This window comes from Streptomyces sp. NPDC096324 (genome assembly GCF_044763015.1).
In the GTDB taxonomy this organism is placed as follows: Bacteria; Actinomycetota; Actinomycetes; order Streptomycetales; family Streptomycetaceae; genus Streptomyces.
Map to the genome: position 1 here is coordinate 627,917 of NZ_JBIWFK010000005.1, position 24,698 is coordinate 652,614.

At 72.6% G+C, this 24,698-nt stretch carries 19 protein-coding genes; 13 read left to right on the forward strand and 6 right to left on the reverse strand.

Going from position 1 to position 24,698, the window contains the following annotated elements:
• Positions 1-96: 96 nt before the first annotated feature.
• From ACIQ7M_RS16925 to ACIQ7M_RS16935, 3 genes are read right to left on the reverse strand one after another with little or no spacing between them, the layout of a single operon-like run.
• Positions 97-888: an amino acid ABC transporter ATP-binding protein gene (locus tag ACIQ7M_RS16925; protein WP_386985799.1), complete on the reverse strand. Its 792-nt coding sequence runs from the start codon at positions 886-888 to the stop codon at positions 97-99.
• On the reverse strand, positions 885-1,823 hold the full coding sequence (locus ACIQ7M_RS16930; RefSeq protein WP_403644471.1) for an amino acid ABC transporter permease: 939 nt from the start codon (positions 1,821-1,823) through the stop codon (positions 885-887). The genes ACIQ7M_RS16925 and ACIQ7M_RS16930 overlap by 4 nt, the downstream gene beginning before the upstream one ends.
• Positions 1,824-1,860: 37 nt before the next feature.
• Positions 1,861-2,814 (reverse strand): ABC transporter substrate-binding protein, encoded by a 954-nt coding sequence (locus ACIQ7M_RS16935; RefSeq protein ID WP_386985803.1) that lies wholly within the window; start codon positions 2,812-2,814, stop codon positions 1,861-1,863.
• A gap of 538 nt (positions 2,815-3,352) precedes the next feature.
• On the opposite strand from ACIQ7M_RS16935, the gene ACIQ7M_RS16940 reads away from it, so the two are divergent.
• The 4 genes from ACIQ7M_RS16940 (at position 3,353) to ACIQ7M_RS16955 (ending at position 6,701) form a co-directional block, all read left to right on the forward strand.
• Positions 3,353-4,576, forward strand: a complete 1,224-nt coding sequence (locus ACIQ7M_RS16940) for an NADP-dependent malic enzyme (protein WP_355764857.1) — start codon at positions 3,353-3,355, stop codon at positions 4,574-4,576.
• Between the two features lie 228 nt (positions 4,577-4,804).
• Positions 4,805-5,770: a zinc-binding dehydrogenase gene (locus ACIQ7M_RS16945; RefSeq protein ID WP_403644475.1), complete on the forward strand. Its 966-nt coding sequence runs from the start codon at positions 4,805-4,807 to the stop codon at positions 5,768-5,770.
• Positions 5,771-5,904: 134 nt separating this feature from the next.
• On the forward strand, positions 5,905-6,114 hold the full coding sequence (locus ACIQ7M_RS16950) for a helix-turn-helix domain-containing protein (protein ID WP_148010429.1): 210 nt from the start codon (positions 5,905-5,907) through the stop codon (positions 6,112-6,114).
• Positions 6,114-6,701 (forward strand): Clp protease N-terminal domain-containing protein, encoded by a 588-nt coding sequence (locus tag ACIQ7M_RS16955; RefSeq protein ID WP_389847020.1) that lies wholly within the window; start codon positions 6,114-6,116, stop codon positions 6,699-6,701. Before ACIQ7M_RS16950 ends, ACIQ7M_RS16955 begins: the two co-directional genes overlap by 1 nt.
• A gap of 271 nt (positions 6,702-6,972) precedes the next feature.
• On the opposite strand, the gene ACIQ7M_RS16960 is transcribed toward ACIQ7M_RS16955, so the two are convergent.
• On the reverse strand, positions 6,973-8,049 hold the full coding sequence (locus ACIQ7M_RS16960) for a helix-turn-helix transcriptional regulator (RefSeq protein WP_389847018.1): 1,077 nt from the start codon (positions 8,047-8,049) through the stop codon (positions 6,973-6,975).
• 1 nt (position 8,050) lies between these two features.
• Positions 8,051-9,187, reverse strand: coding sequence for a DUF4097 family beta strand repeat-containing protein (locus ACIQ7M_RS16965; RefSeq protein WP_403644479.1), 1,137 nt, complete (start codon positions 9,185-9,187; stop codon positions 8,051-8,053).
• Positions 9,188-9,351: 164 nt separating this feature from the next.
• Here ACIQ7M_RS16965 and ACIQ7M_RS16970 point away from each other — a divergent pair, with 164 nt between their 5' ends.
• A complete protein-coding gene (locus ACIQ7M_RS16970) occupies positions 9,352-10,194 on the forward strand; it encodes a hypothetical protein (RefSeq protein ID WP_403644482.1) in 843 nt (280 codons plus the stop codon).
• 39 nt (positions 10,195-10,233) lie between these two features.
• On the opposite strand, the gene ACIQ7M_RS16975 is transcribed toward ACIQ7M_RS16970, so the two are convergent.
• Complete coding sequence (locus ACIQ7M_RS16975; RefSeq protein ID WP_030207192.1) at positions 10,234-10,419, reverse strand: DUF6104 family protein; 186 nt, start codon at positions 10,417-10,419, stop codon at positions 10,234-10,236.
• A gap of 181 nt (positions 10,420-10,600) precedes the next feature.
• Between ACIQ7M_RS16975 and ACIQ7M_RS16980 the strand changes: the two genes are divergently transcribed.
• From ACIQ7M_RS16980 to fxsT, 8 genes are all read left to right on the forward strand, one after another.
• Positions 10,601-11,224, forward strand: a complete 624-nt coding sequence (locus ACIQ7M_RS16980; protein WP_403644485.1) for a CU044_2847 family protein — start codon at positions 10,601-10,603, stop codon at positions 11,222-11,224.
• Positions 11,221-13,344 (forward strand): trypsin-like peptidase domain-containing protein, encoded by a 2,124-nt coding sequence (locus tag ACIQ7M_RS16985; protein WP_403644488.1) that lies wholly within the window; start codon positions 11,221-11,223, stop codon positions 13,342-13,344. Before ACIQ7M_RS16980 ends, ACIQ7M_RS16985 begins: the two co-directional genes overlap by 4 nt.
• Positions 13,345-13,501: 157 nt before the next feature.
• Positions 13,502-14,524 (forward strand): AAA family ATPase, encoded by a 1,023-nt coding sequence (locus tag ACIQ7M_RS16990; RefSeq protein WP_386984818.1) that lies wholly within the window; start codon positions 13,502-13,504, stop codon positions 14,522-14,524.
• A 7-nt stretch (positions 14,525-14,531) separates the two neighbouring features.
• Complete coding sequence (locus ACIQ7M_RS16995; RefSeq protein ID WP_403644491.1) at positions 14,532-17,846, forward strand: SAV_2336 N-terminal domain-related protein; 3,315 nt, start codon at positions 14,532-14,534, stop codon at positions 17,844-17,846.
• A gap of 54 nt (positions 17,847-17,900) precedes the next feature.
• Positions 17,901-18,248 carry an FxSxx-COOH cyclophane-containing RiPP peptide gene (gene fxsA, locus ACIQ7M_RS17000; RefSeq protein WP_403644494.1) on the forward strand — a complete coding sequence of 116 codons (348 nt, stop codon included), beginning with the start codon at positions 17,901-17,903 and terminating at the stop codon, positions 18,246-18,248.
• A gap of 262 nt (positions 18,249-18,510) precedes the next feature.
• Positions 18,511-19,695: an FxsB family cyclophane-forming radical SAM/SPASM peptide maturase gene (locus ACIQ7M_RS17005; protein ID WP_403644592.1), complete on the forward strand. Its 1,185-nt coding sequence runs from the start codon at positions 18,511-18,513 to the stop codon at positions 19,693-19,695.
• A complete protein-coding gene (locus tag ACIQ7M_RS17010; RefSeq protein WP_403644596.1) occupies positions 19,695-21,362 on the forward strand; it encodes an aKG-HExxH-type peptide beta-hydroxylase in 1,668 nt (555 codons plus the stop codon). The genes ACIQ7M_RS17005 and ACIQ7M_RS17010 overlap by 1 nt, the downstream gene beginning before the upstream one ends.
• Before the next feature lie 273 nt (positions 21,363-21,635).
• Positions 21,636-24,647: an FxSxx-COOH system tetratricopeptide repeat protein gene (gene fxsT, locus ACIQ7M_RS17015; RefSeq protein ID WP_386984824.1), complete on the forward strand. Its 3,012-nt coding sequence runs from the start codon at positions 21,636-21,638 to the stop codon at positions 24,645-24,647.
• Positions 24,648-24,698 lie beyond the last annotated feature (51 nt).

Genomic DNA, 24,698 nt, shown 5'->3' on the forward strand with positions numbered 1-24,698 from the left:
GGCGTGAACACGGGGGAACGGGGGGCATGAGGAAGGGGCGGTACGGGAGATCCGTACCGCCCCTTGTTCCTGCGCTCGGGAGCGCAAGCGTCCCGGTCAGAGGACCTTCGACAGGAACGACTTCGTGCGCTCGTGCTGCGGGTCCGTCAGGACGTCGCGCGGGTTGCCGGACTCGACGACCACACCGCCGTCCATGAAGACCAGGCTGTCCCCGACCTCGCGGGCGAAGCCCATCTCGTGCGTGACGACGACCATCGTCATGCCGGACTCGGCGAGGTCGCGCATGACGTCGAGGACGTCACCGACCAGCTCCGGGTCCAGCGCCGAGGTCGGCTCGTCGAAGAGCATCAGCTTCGGGTCCATCGCCAGCGCGCGGGCGATCGCCACGCGCTGCTGCTGGCCACCGGAGAGCTGCGAGGGGTAGTTCTTCGCCTTGTCGGACAGGCCGACGCGCTCGAGCAGCTCCATCGCGCGGTTCTGGGCGTCGGACTTCTTGGCGCCCTTCACCTGGATCGGCGCTTCCATGACGTTCTCGACGGCCGTCATGTGCGGGAACAGGTTGAAGCGCTGGAAGACCATGCCGATGTCCCGGCGCTTCAGGGCGACTTCGCTGTCCTTGAGCTCGTAGAGCTTGTCGCCCTTCTGGCGGTAGCCGACCAGCTCCCCGTCGACGTACAGGCGGCCGGCGGTGACCTTCTCCAGGTGGTTGATGCACCTGAGGAACGTGGACTTGCCGGAGCCGGAGGGGCCGATGAGGCAGAACACCTCGCCGGACTTCACCTCCAGGTCGATGCCCTTGAGGACCTCGACGGGGCCGAAGTACTTGTGGACCCCTTCGGATTTGACCATCGCCGTGGCGGAGTCCGCCTTGGTCACGTTGGCGGTCATGCCATGCCTCCCTTCGGACGGCCCAGCGACAGCATGTGGGACTTGATCTTCTGGAACGGTGTTGCCGGGAGGCTGCGGCTGCTGCCCCGGGCGTAGTACCGCTCGAGGTAGTACTGACCGACGCTGAACACCGAGGTCAGCAGCAGGTACCAGGCGGCGGCGAGGAACAGCATCTCGACCGGGGCACCCGAGGTCTGGCCGATGTCCTGGGTCACGCGGAACAGTTCGGAGTACTGGATCACGGCGACCAGCGAGGTCGTCTTCAGCATGTTGATGACTTCGTTGCCCGTGGGGGGAACGATCACGCGCATCGCCTGCGGGATGACGATCCGGCGCAGGGTCTTGCTGTGGCTCATGCCCAGGGCCTGCGAGGCCTCGGTCTGGCCCTCGTCGACCGAGAGGAGACCGGCCCGGCAGATCTCGGCCATGTACGCGGCCTCGTTCAGGCCCAGACCCAGCAGCGCCGTCAGCAGCGGCGTCATGAAGCTGGACCAGTAGTCCTTGTAGATCGGACCGAGGTTGATGTACGTGAACACCAGGCCCAGGTTGAACCAGACCACCAACTGCACGAGGACCGGCGTACCGCGGAAGAACCAGATGTAGAACCACGCGATGGACGAGGTCACCGGGTTCTTCGACAGCCGCATCACGGCGAGCAGGATGCCGCCGCCGATGCCGATCACCATCGAGAGAGCCGTCAGCAGCAGCGTCTTGAGGACGCCGTCGATGACGCGGTGGTCGAAGAAGTAGTCGGGGATCGCTCCCCAGTTGATCTTGCCCTGGGAGAAGGCGTAGATCACGGAGACCAGGAGTGCGATCGCGATGACCGCGGAGACGTACCGCCCGTAGTGCCGGACCGGGATCGCCCTGATGGCTTCCGGTCCGGCCGGGGGAGTGTCCTCCGGGCCCGCCGTCTTGTCGATGTCAACAGTCACGGGAGTTGCGCCTTTCAGTGCCCGCTCGGTTCCGCGGTCACTTGCCGCCGTTGACCACGGCCGTCTTCACGGCGCCGGCGTCGACGCCCCACTTCGCGATGACCTTGTCGTACTCGCCGTTCTTGATGATGGCGTCCAGGGCGGCCTGGAGGGCGTCACGAAGCTGAGTGTTGGACTTGGCGACCGCGATGCCGTAAGGCGCCGCCTCGACCTGGTCGCCGACGATCTCGAAGTCCTTGCCACCGCCCGAGGTCTTCACCGCGTACGCGGCGACCGGGAAGTCCGAGGAACCGGCGTCGGCGCCACCGCCGCGCAGCCGGGTCTGGGCCTGCTGGTCGTTGTCGTACGCCTCGATGGCGATCTTCTTGCCGCCCGTGCACTTCTTGGACTCGGACTTGGCGAGGTCCTCCGAGACCGTGCCGCGCTGCACCGCGATCTTCTTGCCGCACAGGTCGGCCCAGGTCTTGATGTCCTGGGTCTTGCCCTTGGGGGTGTAGATGGACACACCGGCGGTGAAGTAGTCGACGAAGTCGACGCCCTCGCCGACCTTCTTGCCGGTGTCCGAGTCGATGCCCTCCTGACGGTCCTTGGTGTCCGTCATGGCGGACATCGCCATGTCGTAGCGCTTGGAGCGCAGGCCCGTGAGCAGCGTGTCGAAGGTGCCGTTCTGGAAGTCGAACTTCACGCCGAGCTGCTTGCCCATGGCCGCGGCCAGGTCGGGGTCGATGCCGACGACCTTGCCGGAGCTGTCCTTGAACTCGACAGGCGCGTAGGCGATGTCCGAGCCGACCTTGATGACGCCCGCGTCGCGGATCGCCTTGGGCAGCTTGTCGGCCAGCGGCGCCGTGCTCGTGCTGGACGAGCTGCTCGAGTCGTTCTTGGTCTGGTCACCGCAACCGGTGAGGATCAGGGCGCCGGCGACCGCGATCGCGCCGACCGCTGCTATCCGGGACTGAGCGGCCTTGCTACGACGGGTGGTGCGTGCGGTCATGAGGGTTCCTCCGGCGGATCAGGGAGTAGCCGATAGGTCGACGGAAACACACACCTTCGAGTGTCGCGACCTCGTGTAATGACGGCATCTTGCCATTCGGACCGCGAGATTCAGGGTGACCGCTATGTCAAAATCGGATAACGGGTGACCCCCGAAGCATCACCGGGTGATCGTGTACGGCCGGATCATGTGCGGGAATCCCTCCTTCCGGCCGGAAGATCTTCGGTACATCGCAACAGGCGGAAGACCGCTACACGGCACTCTTGTCCGAACGAGGACATGTCCGGACGTGTCAATGGATCAAGGCATGAGTCATCTCACCGGCGTGTGATCTTGGTTCTATGGACTCGTCCTCGGCACGGTCCGTCCGGTAAGAAGGTTCTTTACACCCCTCATCCGGGGCTCAGGGCGCGTGTGCGGCGCGCCCGTCGCGCAGCGGCCCGTACGCAACCACGGCGGCAGGGCCTGCGCGGTGCCCGCCCACCCCTCAACCAGGAGTGGCCACCCTCGATATTGAAGACTTAAGGGGTAAAACAAAGTGGCAGCGGAGATCGTCAATCCTCGCAGCGACAGCAGTACGGATCACGAAGGCGGGGCAGAGCCCCTCGATTCCTTCGACCCGGCTTTCGCGCTGCACCGCGGCGGCAAAATGGCTGTGCAAGCCACGGTGCCCGTCCGCAACAAGGACGACCTGTCCCTGGCTTACACGCCCGGCGTCGCGAAGGTGTGCAGCGCGATCGCCGAGCAGCCGGAACTCGTCCACGACTACACGTGGAAGTCGTCCGTGGTCGCTGTGGTGACCGACGGCACGGCAGTGCTCGGGCTCGGTGACATCGGCCCGGAGGCCTCGCTCCCCGTCATGGAGGGCAAGGCCATCCTGTTCAAGCAGTTCGGCGGAGTGGACGCGGTGCCGCTCGCCCTCGCCTGCACGGACGTCGACGAGATCGTCGAGACGGTGGTCCGGCTCGCTCCCTCGTTCGGCGGCGTCAATCTGGAGGACATCTCGGCACCGCGGTGCTTCGAGATCGAGCGCCGGCTCCAGGAACGGCTGGACATTCCCGTCTTCCACGACGACCAGCACGGGACGGCGGTCGTCACCCTCGCGGCCCTGCGGAACGCCGCCAGGCTCACCGGGCGCTCGCTCGGCGACCTGCGCGCGGTGATCTCCGGCGCGGGCGCGGCGGGTATCGCCATCGCCAAGTTCCTGCTGGAGGCGGGTCTCGGCGATGTCGCGGTCGCCGACCGCAAGGGCGTCGTGTCCCGTGACCGGGACGACCTGACGGACGTCAAGCGCGAGCTCGCGGAGATCACCAACAAGGCGGGGATCTCCGGTTCGCTGGAGGAGGCGCTCGCGGGCGCCGACGTCTTCATCGGCGTCTCCGGCGGTACGGTTCCCGAGCCGGCGGTCGCCTCCATGGCGAAGGGGGCCTTCGTCTTCGCGATGGCCAACCCGAACCCCGAGGTGCACCCCGACATCGCCCACAAGTACGCGGCCGTCGTCGCGACCGGGCGGTCGGACTTCCCGAACCAGATCAACAACGTGCTGGCCTTCCCGGGGATCTTCGCCGGTGCGCTCCAGGTCCGGGCCTCCCGGATCACCGAGGGCATGAAGATCGCCGCCGCCGACGCGCTGGCCGCGGTCGTCGGGGACGACCTCGCCGCGGACTACGTCATCCCCTCGCCGTTCGACGAGCGGGTGGCTCCGGCGGTGACGGCCGCGGTGGCTGCCGCCGCCCGGGCCGAGGGTGTCGCCCGCCGCTGAGCCGAGGCTCACCGTGACCCCGCCTGGAGGCTTCCTCCCGGCGGGGTCCGTTTTCTCGCCCCCTTCGCCCCTGCCCTCCCCCAAGGTCTCGGCTTCGCTCGACCAGGGGGGACCCCCATCGTTCCCGGGGGCGAGCTCCGGCTGTGCGCGGGGCCACCCGGTCGGTGGGGGACGTGTCACAGACGGAGGCGGTTCCCCCGGCCGGGGGCGGAGCCTATCGTCAAGGTCATGTTCGCTGCCTATGCCGCCCGAATCGACCGTGACCAGCCGCTGAACGGCCTGGAGTTGGGGGAGCGCCCGGCCCCCGGACAGAGGCCGGGCTGGACGACCGTGAACGTACGGGCCGCCTCCCTCAACCACCACGACCTGTGGTCGCTGCGCGGAGTCGGCCTCGCCGAGGACAAACTGCCGATGATCCTCGGCTGCGACGCCGCAGGAGTCGACGAGGACGGCAACGAGGTCGTCCTGCACTCCGTCATCGGCCAGAGTGGGCACGGGGTCGGCCCCGAGGAGCCCCGGTCCATCCTTACCGAGCGCTACCAGGGCACCTTCGCCGAGCAGGTCTCCGTACCGACCTGGAACGTGCTGCCGAAGCCCAAGGAGCTGTCCTTCGCGGAGGCCGCCTGTCTGCCGACCGCGTGGCTGACGGCGTACCGCATGCTGTTCACCAACGCCGGTGTACGCCCCGGCGATTCCGTCCTCGTCCAGGGGGCCGGCGGAGGCGTCGCCACCGCCGCGATCGTGCTCGGCAAGGCCGCCGGCCTGCGGGTCTTCGCGACCAGCCGGGACGAGGCCAAGCGCAAGCGGGCCCTCGAACTCGGTGCCGTCGAGGCCCTGGAGTCCGGGGCGCGGCTGCCGCAGCGGGTCGACGCGGTCATCGAGACGGTCGGCGCCGCCACCTGGTCGCACTCGGTCAAGTCGCTGCGTCCCGGCGGGACCGTCGTCATCTCGGGCGCCACCAGCGGGGACCGTCCCTCGCACGCCGAGCTGACGCGGATCTTCTTCCTCGAGCTCAAGGTGGTCGGCTCGACCATGGGCACGAAGGACGAGCTGGAGGATCTGCTGGCCTTCTGCGCGGCCACCGGTGTGCGGCCCGTCGTCGACGAGGTGCTGCCGCTCGACCGGGCCCGCGAGGGCTTCGAACGGCTGGAGTCCGGCGACCTGTTCGGCAAGATCGTGCTGACGGCGAGCTGAGACCCGGGGCGCGAGAACACACGAACGGCGGGTCCGGGTACTCCGGGCCCGCCGTTTTGCTTGGCGTGGACGCCCGGGCGTCGAAAGTGTCAATCTCGGTTGACAGGAGGGGAGTGTCAACGTAAGTTGACATCATGACCGAAGCAACGGATCTTGCCGAGCGCGCGGGTGATCGCGATCCGCGGATCGGGCTGCGGGCGGTCTCCGCGCTGCGGAGGCTGCTGGAGCAGTTGGAGGCGGTACAGGTGCGCAGTGCGCGCCATCAAGGCTGGTCGTGGCAGGAGATCGCCGCGGAACTCGGAGTGAGCAGGCAGGCCGTGCACAAGAAGTACGGGAGGCAGTGATGTTCGAACGCTTCACCAAGGATGCGCGTGCCGTCGTCGAGGGCGCGGTGGCGCACTCCGAGCGGGTGGGCGCCGAGACGGTCGAGGAGGAGCACATGCTGCTGGCCCTCCTGGACCGGGAGGGCAGCAGGGCCTCCTTCGCCCTCTCCTCGCTCGGGGAGTCCGGGTTCCGGGAGTCGCTGGAACGGGACCTCGCCGAGGCGCGGCGCAGGGGCGGGCTCTCGCGTGCCGACGCGGACGCCCTCTCCGGGCTCGGAATCGACCTGTCGGAGATCATCTCCCGGATCGAGGAGGCGCACGGGGAAGGGGCGCTGGAGTCGGGCAGGCGCGGGGCGAACGGCAGGCGGGCCCGCCGACGGCCCTTCGGGCAGGAGGCGAAGGACGTGCTGGTACGAGCCCTGCGGATCGCCGCCGCCCGTCGGGACCGGCACATCGGGGACGAACACCTGCTCCTGGCGGTCACCCTGCGGGGCGGGGTCGCCGCCGAGGTACTGGCCGACCACAACGTCACCTACGCATCGGTGACACGCGTGCTGTACGGCGAATCCGGACCGGCCGGCGAGACCGGGGTGGCGGAGGCGGGGTGATCGCCGGCGGCGGGCGGGCGTGATCGGTGACGGTCCTGTGAGGCTGCGGCCGCGGGACCGCGCTGGTCCGGCCGGGGTGGGGTCCGGAGTGAGCCACGCGGGCCCGCGTGACCTGGGCGGACCCGCCTGGACCCCGGGCCGAGGGAAGTCCCGGCCCAGGTCGTCGGAGTGGAGAGGGGCGGGCCCCAGTGAGGTCGGGGCCGGGGCCGAGCGGGGTGGCGGGGCCGTGTTCGTGGTCCCGCCGGCCATGTGCTCGGCGCCCGGGGGAGAGCTACGGGCGCCTGCTTCGCAGCGTCGAGCCGATGTGGGCCGCCGCCGCCGACAAGTGGCGGCGGACATCGCGGAGTTGGTCCTCGGTGATCCCGTGGTCGCGGGACGTGTCGCGGATGTCGTCACGGAAGCGGTCCAGCAGCCGGTCGAGGTCCCGGGCGGGTTCGCCCGTGGAGTCCTCGTGGGCCCAGGCCGGTTCGTACGCGGCGGGGAAGTCCTCCGGCGTGGCCGAGTACTCCGCGTCCACGGGCGCTCCGGAAGGCGTGCGGCCGAAGCCGAAGTCCTTGCCGAGATCCTTCCCGAAGTCCTTGCCGAAGTTCTTCCCGAAGTCGCCGAACTCCTTGGCCAGTTCGGTCAGTCCCTCGCGCACGCCCGTCGGCCAGTCACCCCGCGCGAAATGATCCTGGACCTGGTCCTGGACGCGCTTGGCCATGCGCTGCATCTCCTCCTGGGCCTGCGCACGGGCCTTCTCCTGGGCCTCCTTGGCCTGGCGGCGGGCGCGCTGCGCCTCGTCGCGGGCGCGGCGGCTCTCGTCCTTCGCGCGGCGGGCCTGTTCCTTCCACTCCTGACGGACGCGCCGCATCTCCTCCTTCGCCGCCCGCCACGACTCCTTGTCCTGGAAGTCGTCGAGGCCGGGCCCGCCCGCCGGATCGGCGTGCTGCTTCGGCCGGGCGCCCGCCCCGGAGCCGTGCCGTGCCTCGGTGGCCGCCGCCCGCATCTCGCGGCGCAGATCACCGGCCGCGCCCCGGACGTCCGCGCGGATCTCCGCCGCGAGCTCCGCGACCGACTCGCGGATCTCCAGCTCCAGATCGGCCAGCTCGCCGCTCCGGTCGGCCAGTTCGGCGCGGCCCGCGTCGGTGATCGCGTACACCTTGCGGCCGCCCTCGGAGGTGTGGGTGACGAGTCCCTCGGCCTCCAGCTTCGCCAGCCGGGGGTAGACGGTGCCCGCCGAGGGCGCGTACAGGCCCTGGAAGCGCTCCTCCAGGAGGCGGATCACCTCGTATCCGTGGCGCGGGGCCTCGTCCAGCAGCTTGAGGAGGTACAGGCGCAGTCGGCCGTGGGCGAAGACGGGGGCCATGTCAGAGCACCTTCTTGTCGGTCGAGCCGGCCGTCCGGCCCTCGGTGGCGTCGTCGCCCGGTGTGCCGCCTGCCGCGCCGGCCGTCGTGGCGGTGGCGGAGTCACCGGCCGCCTCGTCGGTGCCGCCGGTCGCGGAACCGGGTTCGTCATCGGTGCTGCCGGTCGTGGGGCCGCTCGCCCCGTCGTCCGCCGAGCCGCTTGTCGAGCCCGCCGCCGTGCCGTCCGAGGCGGTGTCCGTGGTCGCGCCCGGGGCGGTGTCCGCGGTCGTGTCCGGGCCGGTCGGCGGGGCCGTGTCCCGAGGTTCGGGAACGTCCTCGTACGGTTCGTCCTCCGTCGGGGGCCTGCGCAGCAGGGCGATCGAGCCCGAGACCGTCATCGCCCGCAGTCTGCCGTTGCCCGCGCCGAGCCGGCCGGTGATCTTCTTGGCGCCCCACTGGCCGTTGACCCGCAGGTCCTCGAAGGCGCTGGAGACGCTGCCGCTCGCGGTGTTCGCCTCCACCTCGGCGTCCGCGGGGTGGGGGAGCCGGATGGCGATCTCGCCCGAGACGTTCGACAGCCGGACGTCGGTGGGGGAGCCCGTGGCGTCGAGGTCCACGATCATCGAACCGCTCACCGACTCGGCCCGCACGGAGGTGCCGGAGCCCTCGACGACGGTCAGGTCGCCGGAGACGGAGTTGAAGTGGAGGTCGCCGGTGACGGCCTGCGCCTCCAGGTTCCCCGAGACGGTCTCCACACGCACGGGGCCGGCGACACGGACGAGCGTGGTGTCTCCGGTGACGCCCTTGACCTGGACCCGTCCGTCCGTCCCCGAGATCACGGCGGCGGCGCCGACCACGCCCACCTCGACGTGCGTGCGGGTCGGGACGGTCAGGGAGACCACGGCCGCACGGCGCCAGCCCTTGCGGTCGAGCCACTTCAGGAAGCCCTTCCAGGGAAGGTCGTCATAGGCGACCGTGAGCGTGCCGCCCTCCTGGGTGACCTGGAGCGGGGGGCCGTCCAGCTCGGACACCTCCAGCCGGGCGGAACCCTCGTCGGTCCCCACGACGTTCACTGTTCCGTTGACGATGCGTACGTGCAGCGTCTGGACGGGGCCGTCGAAGGAGAGCTTCCTCGGCTCTGTCACGGACCACTCGGACATGGTGCAGACCTCCTCGACCGGACCGGACCCTCGTGCGAGCCCGAACTCGACGCGGCATATCGCGTCTTCCGTATTCACGATATATCGCGGATACGCAAAGTCAAGACACCCGTTCTGGGGATCATGGGTGCGTCGAAGCGGGCAATTCGCCCTAAAGTGGGGCTATGTCGACTCCCACCGGTCCCTCCGGCGTGTCCAGGGGCGGCCGTCCGGCCCCCGGCGCCCTGTTGCTGTGCCGGGCCCGCCCGGAGTCGGTCGGCCCCGCCGTCCAACTGCTGCGCGAGCGCATGCTGCTCGCCGGAGCGGGCCCCGACTGGAGTGTGCTGGTCCCCGAGGGCAAGCCCTGGCAGGACGGCGCGGAACCCGTCGACCGCGTGCTCACCGGCTGGGCCGCGGCGCTCGCCGTCGGCGCGCCCTGGCCCGTCCTCGCGCTGTGGTGGGACACCGACCGCAGCGGTTTCACCCTGGCCTCGGGCTTCCGGCGCACCGTGGGCTACGAGTGGCTGGCGAACGGCACCCCGGTCGGCGAGGACGAGGCGATGCGCACCTTCGCCGCCCGGCTGGGCCTCGACCCGGTGCTCGACATGCAACTGCTGGAGCCGCTGACGCGGCCCGACCCCGTGGCCGACGCGCACGCGCGCGTGAGCGGGCTGTTCGCCGTCCTCACGCGCGCGGGGGTGATCCTCCCGGCCGGGGCCGATCCCGGAGAACCCGTGGAACGGCTGCGTGACGCGGTCCGGATCCTGCCGGACGCCGAGCAGATCGAGTGGAACGGCTGGCGTGCCGCGGTCGGTGCCGAACTCGACGTCGTGGAGAGCGGCGGTCTCGGGCCCTGGCTGCGCGGCCCCAGGGCCCGCACCCTCGCCACGGCCCAGCTCGCCGTGGGCCTTCCGCTCACCGCCTGGGGGATCCGGCGGCACAGCGGCGGCTGGATCGTCGCCGGAGCCGTCCTGATGCTCCGCGGCGCCCTCGGTCTGGCGTACGACCACCTGCGCGCGTACGACTGACCGGTCCCCGCTCGAGGACGGTGCCCGGAGCTCCCGCTCCTACTCCTCGTCGTCCTCGTCGTCGTCCAGGCGGGCCAGCCAGGTCGCCAGCCGCTCCACGGGTACCTCGAAGTCCGGGTTCAGGTCGACGAACGTACGCAACTGCTCGGCGAGCCACTCGAAGGTGACCTCTTCCTCGCCACGCCGCTTCTCAAGTTCCTCGATGCCGCGGTCGGTGAAGTACATGGATGGTGCTCCGTGGGTGAAAGGGAAGTGGAACGCTGGGAAAAGGATAGGCGGGGGCGAGGAACGGGCGGAGGGGCTCCGGGGGCGAGGAACGCCGGGAGGGCCCCTGTCGTGCGCGGGCCGCCGACGCTAGCCTGCAAGGTCGGCTCGAACCACGGGGGCGTGGGGAACGGGGGATGCCATGAGCGACGCGGTGACGCGCATCGCACGGATCGAGATGCCCGACGGGACACCGGTGTGGGCGCGGATCTCGGGAGCGGACGAACTGGAGGATCCCGGCGGCGAGCTGTCGCTGACGGACGTCGGCTTCGCGGAGCGCGTCGAGGCGCAGGTCGAGTCCTTGCAGTCGCTGATCACCGGGGTCGCCCGCTCGCTCGCCGCCCCGCTGCGCGCGGTGCGGCCCGACGAGGTCAGCGTCGAGTTCGGCATCGAGCTGACGGCGAAGGCGGGCAAGGTGGTCGGGCTGCTCGCGGACGGCGAGGCCAAGGCGGGCATCACGGTGACGCTCACCTGGAACGGCGCCCCACCCGACCTGGAAGCCGCCGGAACCACGGCCCCCCACGTGGGGTCACCCGACCCGGAGAGGCCCGGGGCCACCCCGCAGGTGAGGCCCGCCGGCCTGCGAGGGGCCGGTATCGCCGCCCCCCGCGCGGGGTCACCCGACCCGGACGGGCTCGGAACCGCCGCTCCGTACGCGGGACGGCCCGACCCGCAAGGTCCCGGGACCGCCCCGCACGCGGGCGCGTCTCCCGGCGCCCCGGCGCACGGCGCGGCCACCGACCCCTCCGGCGGGGGCGGGGCATGACGGACGGGCACGCCCCGGGCGCACCGGGCGGCTCCGGGAACGCTCACCGTGCGCTGCGTGATCTCGTCATGGCCGCCACCGTACGCATCCATCGCGCGGGCTCCGGGTATGCCCTCGACGAACCCGGCACGTTCCTCGGGAGCGGCTTCTTCATCGCTCCGAACTGGGTTCTGACCTGCGCGCATGTGGTCCGGAGCGGGGAGGGGAACGAGGTGACGGTGGTGTACGAGAGGGGGCCGGGCCGCGGTACGTCCGCCGTCACCGGCGAGGTCGCGACGGTCCTCCCGGACCGCGCCGGGCTGCCGGCCCGCGGCACGTGGCCGTCCCCCGACCTCGCCCTGGTGCGGCTGAGCGAACCGGTGGACCACGACTGCGCGTACGTCACCGAGCGCCCGGCCGCCTACTACGAGGAGGCCGTCGTCCTCTACTCGGGCTGGTCCGTGGTCGGCGGGGAGCTGCGCCGGCTGAGCGGCACCTGCACCGTCCAGGGCACGCTCGGCGGCTGGTCCGACGACGAGCAGATCCGCCTCGGCGGCGACGTGCTGCCGCCCGGCGTCTCGGGCGGGCCGGTCGTGGACCCCGTACGCGGTGAGGTCGTCGGTGTCCTGAAGTCGCGCACCGACCGGGGGCTCGGCGGGACCTGTACGGGCGTGGAGCAGTTACGGTCGCTCCCGGTGCCGGCCGAGGAGCCGGCCGCCGAGCACGACGACCCGTACCATGCCGTCTTCCAGGCGCACGACCGCTACCACCGGGACCGGCAACGCCACCCGGACACCGACCGCAGCACCTGGGCCGACGTCCAGAACCAGCTCGGCGCCCGGCCCGGCCGGGCCCTCAGCCCCGAGGAGCGGACCCAGCTCCTCGGCAGACTCGCCGACCTGCCGCCGCCGGCCAGCACCCGCGCGCTGCTCGGCCTGCTCGAATCCCTGCTCGGCGACCAGGCGGCGATCCCGCACCCGGCCCCGCGCGGCTGGCGCGACGGGCTCGGTGCGCTGTACGAGAGCTCGCGCCAGGACGCGGCCCTCGACCTCGTCCTCGACTACGCCATGCGGGCGATGTCCGCCGAACGCCCCTTCGTCACGCCGGGCACACGGGCCGCCGAACGGGCGCTGTGGGAGTGGGTGCGGCAGACGGCCGAGGGCCGTCCGGGCCCCGCCTACCGGCGCCGCCTCGGCCAACAGTGGATCGAACGGCTCCAGTTGGCGCCCCGCGGCCCCTCGGCGACGGAAGCAGAAGCGGCGCACGGCACCGCGCGGAGCGCCGACCGTGCGCCCCGCCTCTTCGTCCTGCTCGAACTGGAGCAGCTCGGCTGGGAGCCGGGCCGCTGCGACTGGCACGTCTCCGTGGGCCGGCCGACCGGGGAGGTGGTGCGGCTGCGGGACGGCGAACGCACCCCTCTGGAGGAGCTGCCGGCCGTTCTCGCTGCACCCCTGACGGAAGCCTTCCGCCAGTGCGACGAACCCGGACGGCCCGTGGACCTCCAGGTGGCGCTGCCCCATCTACTGCTCGGACTCGACGTCGACGCCTGGCGGTTCGGGCCGGACGAGGCGCCGCTCGGCGCCCAACGGCCCGTCGTCGTGCGCTGCGCCGACCGGGAGCAGCTCCCCGAACCCGCCGACACGGCGGCCCACGCCCGAAAGCCGCTCCCCGCCGACGAGGAGCGGCACGAGCGCGAGGACCGCTGGCGGTGGATCCACGCGCACGGCGCGCAGGCCGAGGTCGTCGACTGCGAGGACGGCCTGCGGGTGCCGGTACCGGCGGCGGAGTCGCTGCGCGGCCTGCCGCACAAGACCGTCCCGGTGCTCTGCCGCTACGGGGACCACCGTTTCGAGGACGACCCGGTCGCGCTCGTCCGGATCGTGCACGGCGGATACGGCGTCGCGCTGTGGCGTCGCTGGCGCGGACAGTCCGAGGCGGTCTGCGGCGAGTTCCACCGAAGAGCCGGCGACACGGTGGCGGGCGCGGGCGGCGCGGACCGGCTCCCCGCCCTGGTGCACGCCCTGCGGGCCGGACTGCGCGAGGGCCGGCCGGAGACCTACTGGGCCCATGGGATCGCCCTGTTCTACGACGACCCGGGCCGGCCCCTGCCCGGGACCGGAGACCTGCTGGAGGCGCCATGACCACATCGGTGGAGCCGTTGTCGCGCGATGCTCGAAAGAGGCCGAAGTGGGCTGCCACGAGCCCCTCTTGGGGCCTTACGGGGCCCTCCGTGGATCGATACGGTGAGGCGACGATCGACGGCTTCCGGGGTGGACGAGTGACGACGAGGACTGGGCAATGACCGATTCCAGCGAGTGGCTCATCTACCGAGGTGCAGGCGAACCCCACGACGGCCTGAACCGGCTGCCGGCCCCGCCGCCGTGGCGCGACTTCGCGAGCCGGGACACCGCCGACGGCGACGGCTCCGAGGACCGCAGGCTGGGTGCCTACCGGCATCTGGCCGAACTGCACCGGCCCGGCGCCGAGGAACTCGAAATGATCAACGCGGCGCTCTATCTGCGCCGGCCCCTGCTGGTCACCGGCAGCCCCGGCGCGGGCAAGAGCACGCTCGCGCACTCGGTCGCGTACGAACTCGGCCTCGGCAACGTCCTGCGCTGGCCGATCGTCAGCCGCTCCACGCTGCGGGACGGCCTCTACCACTACGACGCGATCGCCCGGCTCCAGGACGTGCAGCTCGCCGCCCCGCACGGCGCGGACCCCGCCGCACCCGGCGCCCCCGGTTCCGTCGAGGGGATCGGCAGCTACATCCGGCTCGGCCCGCTCGGCACCGCGCTGCTGCCCTCCGAGACCCCGCGCGTGCTGCTCATCGACGAGCTGGACAAGAGCGACATCGACCTGCCCAACGACCTCCTGAACGTGCTGGAGGAAGGCGAGTTCGAGATTCCCGAACTGCAGCGCGTCGCCGACCGGCTGCCCGGCGGCGAGGCCGCGGTGCTCACCGCCGACGGCACCAAGGCACGGGTGCGCGACGGCCGGGTGCGCTGCCACGCCTTCCCCTTCGTGGTCCTGACCAGCAACGGCGAACGCGACTTCCCCGCCCCGCTCATGCGCCGCTGCATCCACCTCGAACTGGGCCGCCCCGACCACAAGCGGCTCGCCACCTTCGTACGCGCCCACCTGGGCGACGAGGCGGCGCGGGCCGGGGACGACCTGATCACCCACTTCCTGGAGCGCTCGCGCAGTGAACTCGTCGCCGCGGACCAGCTCCTGAACGCCATCCACCTCACCGACGCCGCGGCCCCGCCCAGTCGCGACCGGCTCGCCGACCTGCTCATCCAGCGACTCGACCGCCCGAGGTGACGCGCTGATGCCCGGCGGCGACCCGATCGCCGAACTCATCGCCCGGATACGGCGGACCGGGCTGGATCCCGATGCCCGGCAACTGGCCGACGCGCTGTGGCTGGCCCGCTGGTCGCGCCCGACGGACGGGACCGGCGACGAGCGGGCGAGCGTACCGCCGTCCGGCCAGGGAACGGCGGCCGAGGACTCCGCCGCCGGGCGCCCGGACCCGCGGGGAGAAGACGGGCCGGCGCCCGGCGACCGGCCCGGACCGGCGTGGCGGGACACGGAGCCCGACCGGCGCGTCGCGCTCTACCCGGTGCCGCGCGACGGCGCCCGGCGCGGCTACGGGCAGGGCCGGTCGGCGGTGCTGCCGGTCGGCGTCCCGGCCGCGCCCGCCTTCCCCTCCCCCCTCGAACTCCAGCGCGCATTGCGCCCGTTGCAGGCCTATCGCACCGCCGCACCGCCCCTGCGCAGCGTCCTCGACGAGACCGAGACCGCCGAACGGACCGCCCGGGCGGGAGGGTTGGTCCTGCCGGTGTTCCGCGGGGTGACCCGGGCCGACGCCGCGCTCCAGCTCGTCATGGACGCCTCCTCGTCCATGCGCGTGTGGGACCGGATGTTCGCCGAACTGGAACAGGTCTTCGGCCGGCTCGGCGCTTTCCGGGACATTCAGATCAGCCACCTCCACCAGGGCCCCGACGGAGAACCCGCCGTCAGCCGCAGCCCCGAACCCGGCGCGGCCCCCCTGCACTCCGCCGACCGGCTGAGCGACCCGACGGGCCGCCGCGTCACCCTCCTCGTCAGCGACTGCGCCGGCCCCCTGTGGCACAGCGGCCACGCGCACCGCCTCCTGCACCACCTGTCCCGACTCGGCCCCGCCGCCGTACTCCAGCCGCTGCCGCAACGCATGTGGAACCGCACCCGGCTCCCCGTGTCGTACGGCGAACTGACCCGCGGCGAAGCCCTCGCGGGCGCCGCCACCCTCAAGGTCCGGCTGCCCGCGGGCACCCCGCCGGAGGCACGCGGCGGCGCGCTCCCGGTGCCCGTCCTGCCGCCCGAGCCCGCCGCGCTCGGCGCCTGGGCACGACTGCTGTCCGGAGCCGGCGCCGGACCCGTGGCCGGCGCCGTCGGCTGGGTGCGCATGCGGCACGAACCCGCCCCGAGCGCCCGGCCCGGACGCCGGATGTCCGGGCTCGAACTGGTCAGCCGGTTCCGCTCCAACGCCTCCAAGACGGCCGGGCGACTGGCCGGCTATCTGGCCGCGGCCCCGCTCAGCCTCCCCGTCATGCAGCTCGTCCAGCGCACCATGCTCCCCGACTCCGGGCCCGCCGAACTGGCCGAGGTCCTGCTCAGCGGGCTGGTCTCGCGCGCCAAGACCGAGGACCACGGCGCGGACGGCACCCAGTGGTACGAGTTCGCGCCCGGCGCGCAGGAGGCCCTGCTGTCCCCGCTGGGCCTCGACGAGGCCATGCTGGTGCTCAAGCACTGCTCCGAATACATCGAGCACCGCTTCGGCAAGGGAGGCCCCAACTTCCCCGCCCTGGCCCTGGCACAGCTCGGCGAGGGCGGCTCCGGACCGCCGTTCTCGCCAGGCGCCGGATACCCGGGCGAGAACGGTGACAACGGCGGCGCCACCCTCGTGCCCCAGCCCTTCGCCGAGGTCGCCGCACGGGTACTGGAGCGATTCATGCCGCTGCCCGAACACTTCGCGAGCTACGCGCCCACCCGCGGCCCCGACGCCCCGCCCGGCCGGCGGCCCACCCACCCCGCCGTGCTCAGGGCCCGCTCACTGGCCGGCCAGTTCGGCAGCGACCGCATGGTCCAGGACCTCATCGACGCCGTACAACTGCTGCGCGGCGCGACCGAACACGAGGTGCTCCCCGGCGCCGACCCGGAACTGTGGGCCGAGTACGCCAACTGCGTCCTGCTGCTGTGGGAGGTGCAGGGCGGCGCCGACCTGCTGCGCGAGGCGGAGGCCGCCGCCGAACGCGCCGTCGCGCACCCCCGCGCCCTGCGCGAGAGGGCCGTCCTGGCCCGGGTCCTGCACGCCGCCGCCACCGACCGCAGGCGGCGCGGCGACCGGCGCGGCGCGCTCGACCTGCTGCAACGCGGGGACCGCGAGTACGCGGTGGCCTGCGCCGCGCCCGACCTGGACGCCGCCGAGGCCCTGCGGCTCACCCTCGAACGGGTACGGGCGCTGGAGGCGCAGTGGCGACTCGGCGGCGACAGCGCGCTCCTCCAGGGCGCCGTCGGCATGCTGGAGGCGTTCGCCGACGTCTGGCCCGACCGGCGGAGCCGCCCCTCCGGACTCCCGCTCGCCCACGGCCGTGTCCTGCTGCGCCTGTCGGGCGCCACGGCCGACCACGAACAGGCCAGGCTGTACGCGGAACAGGGCGCGCGCTCCCTGCGCGCCGCCCTGGAGACCGGCCCCGAGGACCCGCCCGCGCCCGACGGCGCGTCCTCACGCGTCCGTATCCTCCTCGACCTCGTCGACGCGCTCCTGAGGTCCGGCGGCGCGCTGGACGACGCCCGGGACCACGTCGAGGAGGGGCTCGCCCTCACCCGCGACCAGGGGCTGCGCTCCGCCCTGCTGGTGCGTGCTGGGCGCGTCCACGTCGCCCGGTACGCCGACACGGGCGACCCGCGCGAACTCCAGGACGCCGCCGCGCGGTTCGAGCAGGCCTCCCGCGGCGTGCCCCGGGACGCCCCCACGCACGCCGACGTCCTCGCCGAATGGGGCGAGGCCCTGCTGCGTCACGCCGTGGCGGACAGCGGACGCGTCCCTGGCGACTCGCTGTACCGGGCCATCCGGGTGCTGCGGGACTGCCGTACCGAGACGCCCGCGGGCAGCGGCGAACTCGCCCACCGCCTGCTGCTCCTCGGCCGGGCGCTGATGCTGCGCTACCGCGCCCGCGGTGACCGGGTCGACCTGCGCGAGGCCGAGCACCTCTTCGGCCTCGCGGCCTTGGAGGACGGCCCGCCGCTCACGACCGCCCGCTGCTGGCTGGAGCTCGGGCAGGCCCAGTTCGAGGCGTACCAGAGCCTCGGCCGCAAGGCGCGGCTCGACGAGGCCATCGACGCCTTCCGGGCCGCGGCCGAGTCGGCCCGCGAGGCCGAGGAGGAGGCGGAGACGGAGCGCACGCGCCAGGAAGCCGTGGAACTGGCCGCTCGGGCACAGCACTGGCGGGGTATGTCCTACGAAGCGGCGGCGCGCCCGCGTGCCGCGCGCGAGGCCTACCGGGCCGCACGGACCGAGTGGTCCAGGCTCCCGGAGGGCGTCGCGAGCACGGGAGAGCCGACGGCCCGGCAGACGGCACAGCGGCTGGCCGAGCTGGAGTGAGAGCGCCTGCCGGCGGCCGTCGGGGGCGGAGTCAGGGAAGGCGAGGGAGAAGCCATGGGCATACGGGACGACGTGGGCGACGTGGGCGACGTAGGGGACGGCGCACAGGACCGCGATGTCGCGGGGGACCGGCAGCCGTGGTCAGCGGAGCCGCCGCAGACCCCGGACCCGTCACAGGCGCCGGGACTCGAACCGGGCCCGTCACGGGCGCCGAGGTCCGATGGAGCGCCGGGCGGTCCGGCGGAGGCGCCGGATCCCGCGGAGCTCCCCGAACTGCTGGACCTGGACCTGGCGGAGCTGCGGACCGTTCACCACCCGGTACTGGCGGAGGTGCTGGCCGAACTGCGGACGCGGTCCGCAGAGCCGAGCGAGATCCTGTGGGGGTTCAACAGCGCTTTCTGAGCGGCGGAACGAGGGAGGGCCCTGGCAGACATCACTCACGAGCAGTCAGTTCCGGTCTCCCCTCATGACTGAACCGGACAACTTCGAAAGGGTGACGTTTGTGTCCGGTGCGCGTCCGGGAATGTCGCCCCCGTACGGGCAGGGGGCCGTGGCGCGGTTCGCGGCGTGGGGTCGCGCGGCCGTACATCATGGGGGTGCCGGAGTGTCTGCAGAGGTGACCTCCCCGATCCCCGTGATCTCCGTGCCGCCCCTCGAACCGCCGCTGCCCGAACGGGCCTCCTCCGGGCCGTCGATACCCGAACCGCCCTTCCCTTTCCGGCAGTTCATCGTGAAGATGCACGGCCGCTGCAACCTCGCCTGCCGCTACTGCTACCTCTACGAGGGCCCCGACCGCAGTTGGCGCACCCGCCCCGCCGCCACCCCGCCCGACGTCCTGGAGCGGACCGCGCGGAGGATCGGCGAACACGCGGCCGCCCACGGCCTGACGGATCTGTCCCTGGTCCTGCACGGCGGCGAACCCCTGCTGGCCGGCGTCGACACCCTCGCCCGGTTCACCGGCCTCGTACGCGACCGGGTCCCGGACGGCTGTACCGTGCACGCCACCGTCCAGACCAACGCCACCCTGCTCACCGAACGGCGGCTCGCCGTCCTGGCCCGGCACTCCGTCCGGGTCGGCATCAGCCTGGACGGCGGCCTGCCCGAGCACAACACGCTGCGCACCGACCACGCCGGCCGCCCGTCCTGGCCCGCCGCCGCGCGCGGCGCCCGGCTCATCGCCGAACGCCACCCGGAGGCGTACGCCGGGATCCTCACCGTCGTCGACCCCACGACGGACCCGGTCGAGCTGTACGAGTCCCTGCTCACGCTCCGGCCGCCGGCCCTCGACCTGCTGCTCCCGCACGGCAACTGGTCCGCGCCCCCACCGCACCGGCAGGGACCGGGAACCCCCTACGGCGACTGGCTGTGCGCCGTCTTCGACCGCTGGTGGCGGGCCGGGCGACGCGAGACGCGCGTGCGGCTCTTCGAGGAGTGCCTCGCGCTGCTCCTCGGGCTGCCCGCCGCCACCGAGTCCCTCGGCCTCGCGCCCTTCGACGCACTCGTCGTGGAGACGGACGGCTCCATCGAGCAGGTCGACTCCCTCAAGTCCTGCTACGAGGGGGCGGCCAGGACCGGCCTCGACGTCTTCCGGCACCGTTTCGACGAGGCGCTGCGCCACCCCGGCGTCGCGGCCCGGCAGGCGGGCGCCGCCTCGCTGGCCGGGCGCTGCCGGGCCTGCCCGCTGCTCCACGTCTGCGGCGGCGGACACTACGCGCATCGATACCGGGCCGGACACGGATTCGCCAACCCCTCCGTGTACTGCGCCGACCTCCAGCGCCTCATCCACCACGTCGCTCGCGGGCTGGCCGGGGCCGCCGCCCCCGCCGCTTCCGAAGGAGGCGTCCCGTGATCCCGCCGGCGGTCCCGGAACGGGCCCTGACCGAACTCGGCCGCACCGAAGGCGGCCCCGAGACCCTCCGGCTCCTCGTCCGCGACCAGCACACCCGACGCCTGCTCCTGCTCCGCGCGGTCCTCGACGCGGCCGAGGCGGCCGGCCCGGGCGTCTGCCCGGCCGCCGCCCTGACCCGGCTGCGCGAGGACTGGGCCCTGCTGGAGGAGGCCGAACGACGGGAACCGTCCGCCCACCTCCGGGGACGGTCCTACGGGGGTGGGCCGGGGGCGGGGCGGCCGGGCGGCCGGGTGTCCGCGCCGCGGGACGGTTCCGCGCGGGGACCCGTCCGGCCAGGTGCGGCCTCGCCGGTGTCCGGAGGGCCGGCCGGATCCGCCGCGGAGTTCACGCGACCGGGCGACTCCGCGCCCGGGGCCGGCCGGTCCGGTGGTTCCGAGCCGGTGTCCGAGGGGGACGCGGCGTCCGGGACCCGCCCTCCGACGTCCCCCGTCCGGGCCCTCCTCCTTCACCCGTTCATCGGCCCCTGGGCCCGGGACACCCTGCGCGCGCTCGGGTCCGGAACGGGCCCGGGCACCGACCGGGACACCCGTGAACCGGCCCGCGCGCTCGCGCACTTCGGGGCGCTCGCCGCCGCGGCCGCCGCCCGTTCAGGGGTGTCCTACGCGGTGCGGCTGACCGCCCACGACGGCGTGCTGGCGCTGCCCTCGCTCGGCGCCCTGCGGACGGGCGGTCCCGGTTCCGGGGACACGGAGGTGGGCGTCGTGCACCGACGGGGACGGCTGACCCTCCGGCGGCCCGGCGAGGCAGACGTCGTCGTTCGCCTGCAGAGCGGTGCCGGCGCCTGGTCGGAGGCCGCGGCCTGGACGCCGGCGTACGCGCTGCCCGGTCTGGTGCCGGGCTCCGCCGCCGTCCCGCTGGACGACCTCGACCCGTACCGGACCGCACGCGGCGGACCCCGCCCGGACGCGCTGAGCGGCCCGGCCGTCCTCGACGACGCCGACCGCAAGCACTGGCTGCACACGTGGTCGGGCACCGCGGCGGCGCTCGGTCTCGGCGGCGAACGGCGGCTCGCGGAGGCCGTGACCCTGTTGAGCTGTCTGGTCCCCCTGGCCGCCCCGCCCGGCTCGGTACCGGGCGGCGGGGGAAGCTGCAGCGGCACCCGCCGCGAGGCCTTCGGCGCGGTCCTCAGCAGCGCGCCCGCGACGGCGACCGAGTTCGCGGCCACCCTCGTCCACGAGATCCAGCACACGAAACTCGCCGCGCTCGGCGACATGGTGACGCTCCATCACGCGAGCTCGGAGGCGCGCCACTTCGCGCCCTGGCGCCCCGATCCCCGCCCCTACGACGGGCTGTTGCAGGGTGCCTACTCCCACCTCGCGCTCGCCGACTTCTTCCAGCGCAGCGCGCTCGCCACCACGCATCCCACCCGCCGCGACGCCGCCTGGACACAGCACGCGCGCTGTCAGGCACAGGTCGGGGCCGTCCTGCCCGCGCTCGTCGGATCGGGTGATCTCACCGTGCGGGGGCGCCGGTTCGTCGACCGCATGGTCGAGGTGTACGAACAGCTCGCCGAACAGCCGCCGCCACGCGGACACGCGGCACGCGCGACGGGGTACGTACAGGCCGCCCGGGCGCTGTGGAACCGGCGCCACGCGCCGGGCGGATGAGGCCCGCACCCCAAGGGGGGCGCGGCGGAAGCCGGTCGAGTCACATCGCCCCCTCGGTACGCGCCCCGCGCGCCGGTCGAACCGGCCATGACCCGTCACGATTGAGCCATCCTCGCCGAAAGAAGTGGGTTCCCGGACGCGAGGCGGACCGTGCGCCAAGATCGGCGCTGAACACCTTTGAGAAGGAACCGTGGAGCAAGCGACTGGTGTGCGTCGGCGCCCTATCGCCGACCCTCGCGGCGGTTCTAAAATCACGCGCGGGGAGGCCGCTGCATGTCTGGAGCTCGTACGCCGGTCGGGCCAGCCGAGAGGGGGTCCGCGAAGCAGACCGTCACCATCAGCTTCGCCGGTTTCAACCGGGCCTGGGCGGCCTGGATCGGGGACCGTCTGGAGCGGCGTGGACATCGTGTGGTGTACCAGCGCTGGGACTCCCCGGCCGAGGTGCCCCTCGTCGACCTGCTGCGCGACCTGACGCTGGCCAAGGGCCGCATCCTGATCGTCGTGAGCGAGTGGTACTTCCAGCTCGGCCCGCGCACCCACGAGGAGTGGAACGCCGCGCTGCGCGAGGTCGTCGCGCCCGACCCGTCCCGCTTCGCGGCCGTCTCCGTCACCAACAGCACGCTGCCGACGGCCACCACCGTGCTCGGCGCGGTCGACCTGAACAACATGGGCTCCGACGAAGCCGAGCGCCGCGTCCTCGAACGCCTCGACCTGCCCTCCGAACCGCTCCCCGAGTCCGTCGAAGGCGCCCGGCGCGGCCCCCGCTTCCCGGCCGCCATGCCCGAGGTCTGGGGCGGAGTACCGCGCCGCAACACCCGCTTCACGGGCCGCGAGCCGCTCCTGAACGACGCCTACCACCTGCTCCAGGGCGCCGAGGCGGGCGCGGGCGTGGTCACGCTGCACGGCATGTCCGGCGTCGGCAAGACCCAGCTCGCCGCCGAGTACGTCTACCGCTTCGGTTCCGAGTACGACGTGGTGTGGTGGGTCAACGCCGAGAAGCGGGTGACCTACCGGCGCCGACTGGCCGAGCTCGCACCGCAGTTGGGCCTCAGCACCGGCGCCGAGTACGGCGAACGGCTGCGTGCCGTACGCGACTCGCTGCGCCGGGGCGCCCCGTACTCGCGCTGGCTGCTGATCCTGGACGGCGCGGACGAACCCGACCAGATCTACGACCTCGTCCCCACCGGACCCGGCCACGTCCTGATCACCTCGCGCAACCCCGAGTGGAGCGAGCACAACAGCAAACTGCTGGAGGTGCCGGTCTACGCGCGCGACGAGTCCGTCGCCTTCATCCGCCGCCGCGCACCCCGCCTGACCGAACCCGAGGCGGACCAACTCGCCGAGGCGCTGGAGGACTTGCCCCTCCTGCTGGACCAGACGGCCGGCTGGCTCAACGACTCGGACCTCTCCGTCCAGGAGTACATCGCCCTGCTGGACGGCGGCATCGACCAGGACGTCGTCAAGATCTCCGCCGACTTCCCGGTCGCCTTCCAGACCGCCTGGTCGATACTGCTGAACAAACTCCGCGACACCGTCCCGGAGTCCGTCGACCTGCTTCGCCTGTGCACCTTCTTCGCGCCGGGCTTCATCCCCGTACGCCTCCTGAAGGAGATGCCGCACGACCAACTGCCGGAACAGATCGCGGGACTGCTCAACGACCCGCTGCTGTGGAACAAGGCCATCAACCAGCTCCGCCAGTACTCCGTCGTCCGCCTGGAGTCCCACGAGGCGGCCGGCGACGAGGCGGCCTCCTCCGGCGAGTCCCTGTACCTGCACCGCATGGTCCACCAGATCGTCCACAAGGACATGCCCGACGAGGACCGCCGCGAGTTCATCGACGTGGTCCGGCGCGCCCTGGCCGCGGCGGACCCGCGCAGGCCCACGGACACCCGGCTGTGGAGCGGCTACGCGGAGATCGTGCCCCACCTCAAGTACGCGGACGTCCTGCAGAGCAAGGACCCGGCGGTGCAGGGGCTGGTCTTCAACTGCCTCCGCTACATGTACCTCTCGGGCGAGTACGTGGCCGGCATCAAGCTCGGCGAACGCGCCATGGAGGCCTGGCGGGTCCTGCTCGGCGAGAACCACCCGCGGGTCTGGGAGCTGACCCACCACTACGCCAACCTGCTGCGCGTGGTCGGCGACTACCAACGCACCGAGGCCATCGAACGCGCCGCCGTCGAGCACCTGCGCGAGGAGCGCGGCTCCCAGGACCTGGAGCATCTTCGCGCCGCCACCGGCCTCGCCGCCGACCTGCGCGGCCTCGCCCGCTACGACGAGGCACTGGAGATCTCCCAGTGGATCTTCGCGGCCTACCGGGACCTCCTGGGCGACGCCGACTCCCGCACCCTGGGCGCCCAGAACAACCTGGCGGTGTCCCTGCGCCTGCTCGGTCGTTTCGAGGAAGCCCTGGACATCGACCGGCGCACCATGGAGTCGCGCAGACAACTGCTGCGCGGCCGGCACCTGTGGACCCTCTCCTCCCAGATCCACTACGCGACGGACCTGCGGTACCTCGGGCGCTACTCCGAGGCGGAATCCATCCAGACGGAGAGCGTGCGCGAACACCGCATCGTCATGGGGCCCGACAACCCGCAGACCCTGGACGCCGAACACAACCTGGCCCTGTGCCAGTACCGCGGCGGTGACCGCCCGGCCGCGGGGGCGCTGTTCGCCCGCGTACTGGAGCGCTGTGAACGCGTGCTGGGCGAGACCCATCCGCAGACCCTGCGGTTCGCCGCCAACACGAGCTGCTTCGTGCGCGAGCACGGCGACATCGACCAGGCACGGGAGATCGGCGAGTCCGTCATCGCCCGCTACGAGGTGATGCTCGCCGAGGGGCACCCCTACATCGCCGGAGTCCGCGCCAACCACGCCCTGGTCCTGCGGAGCGTCGGCGAACGCGATCACGCCCATGTCGTCATCGAAGAAGCGCTGGCCGACATGACCGTGGCGGTCGGCGAGAACCACCCCTGGACGCTCGGCTGCGCCATCAACGCCGCCGCCCTGCGCAACCTCATCGGCGACCCGGAGTCGGCCGCGGCGCTCACCCAGGACACGGTCACCCGTGCCACCGAGGTCCTCGGCCGCACCCACCCGCTGACCCTCTCGGCCCGTATCGCCCTCGCGGCGGATCTGCGCGGTCTGCGGGACCGCCAGCAGGCGGAGAAGGTCGAACAGGCGGCTCTCGACGACCTGGCCGCCACCCTGGGCGCCCAGCACGTCCACACCATCTCCGCCCGCTCCCGGAACCGGCCCTTCTGGGACTTCGAACCGCAGGAGACGTGAGGTCCGGTGCCGGCAGCCCCTGCTCCCGGCACCGCCCGGAACACCGAAGGG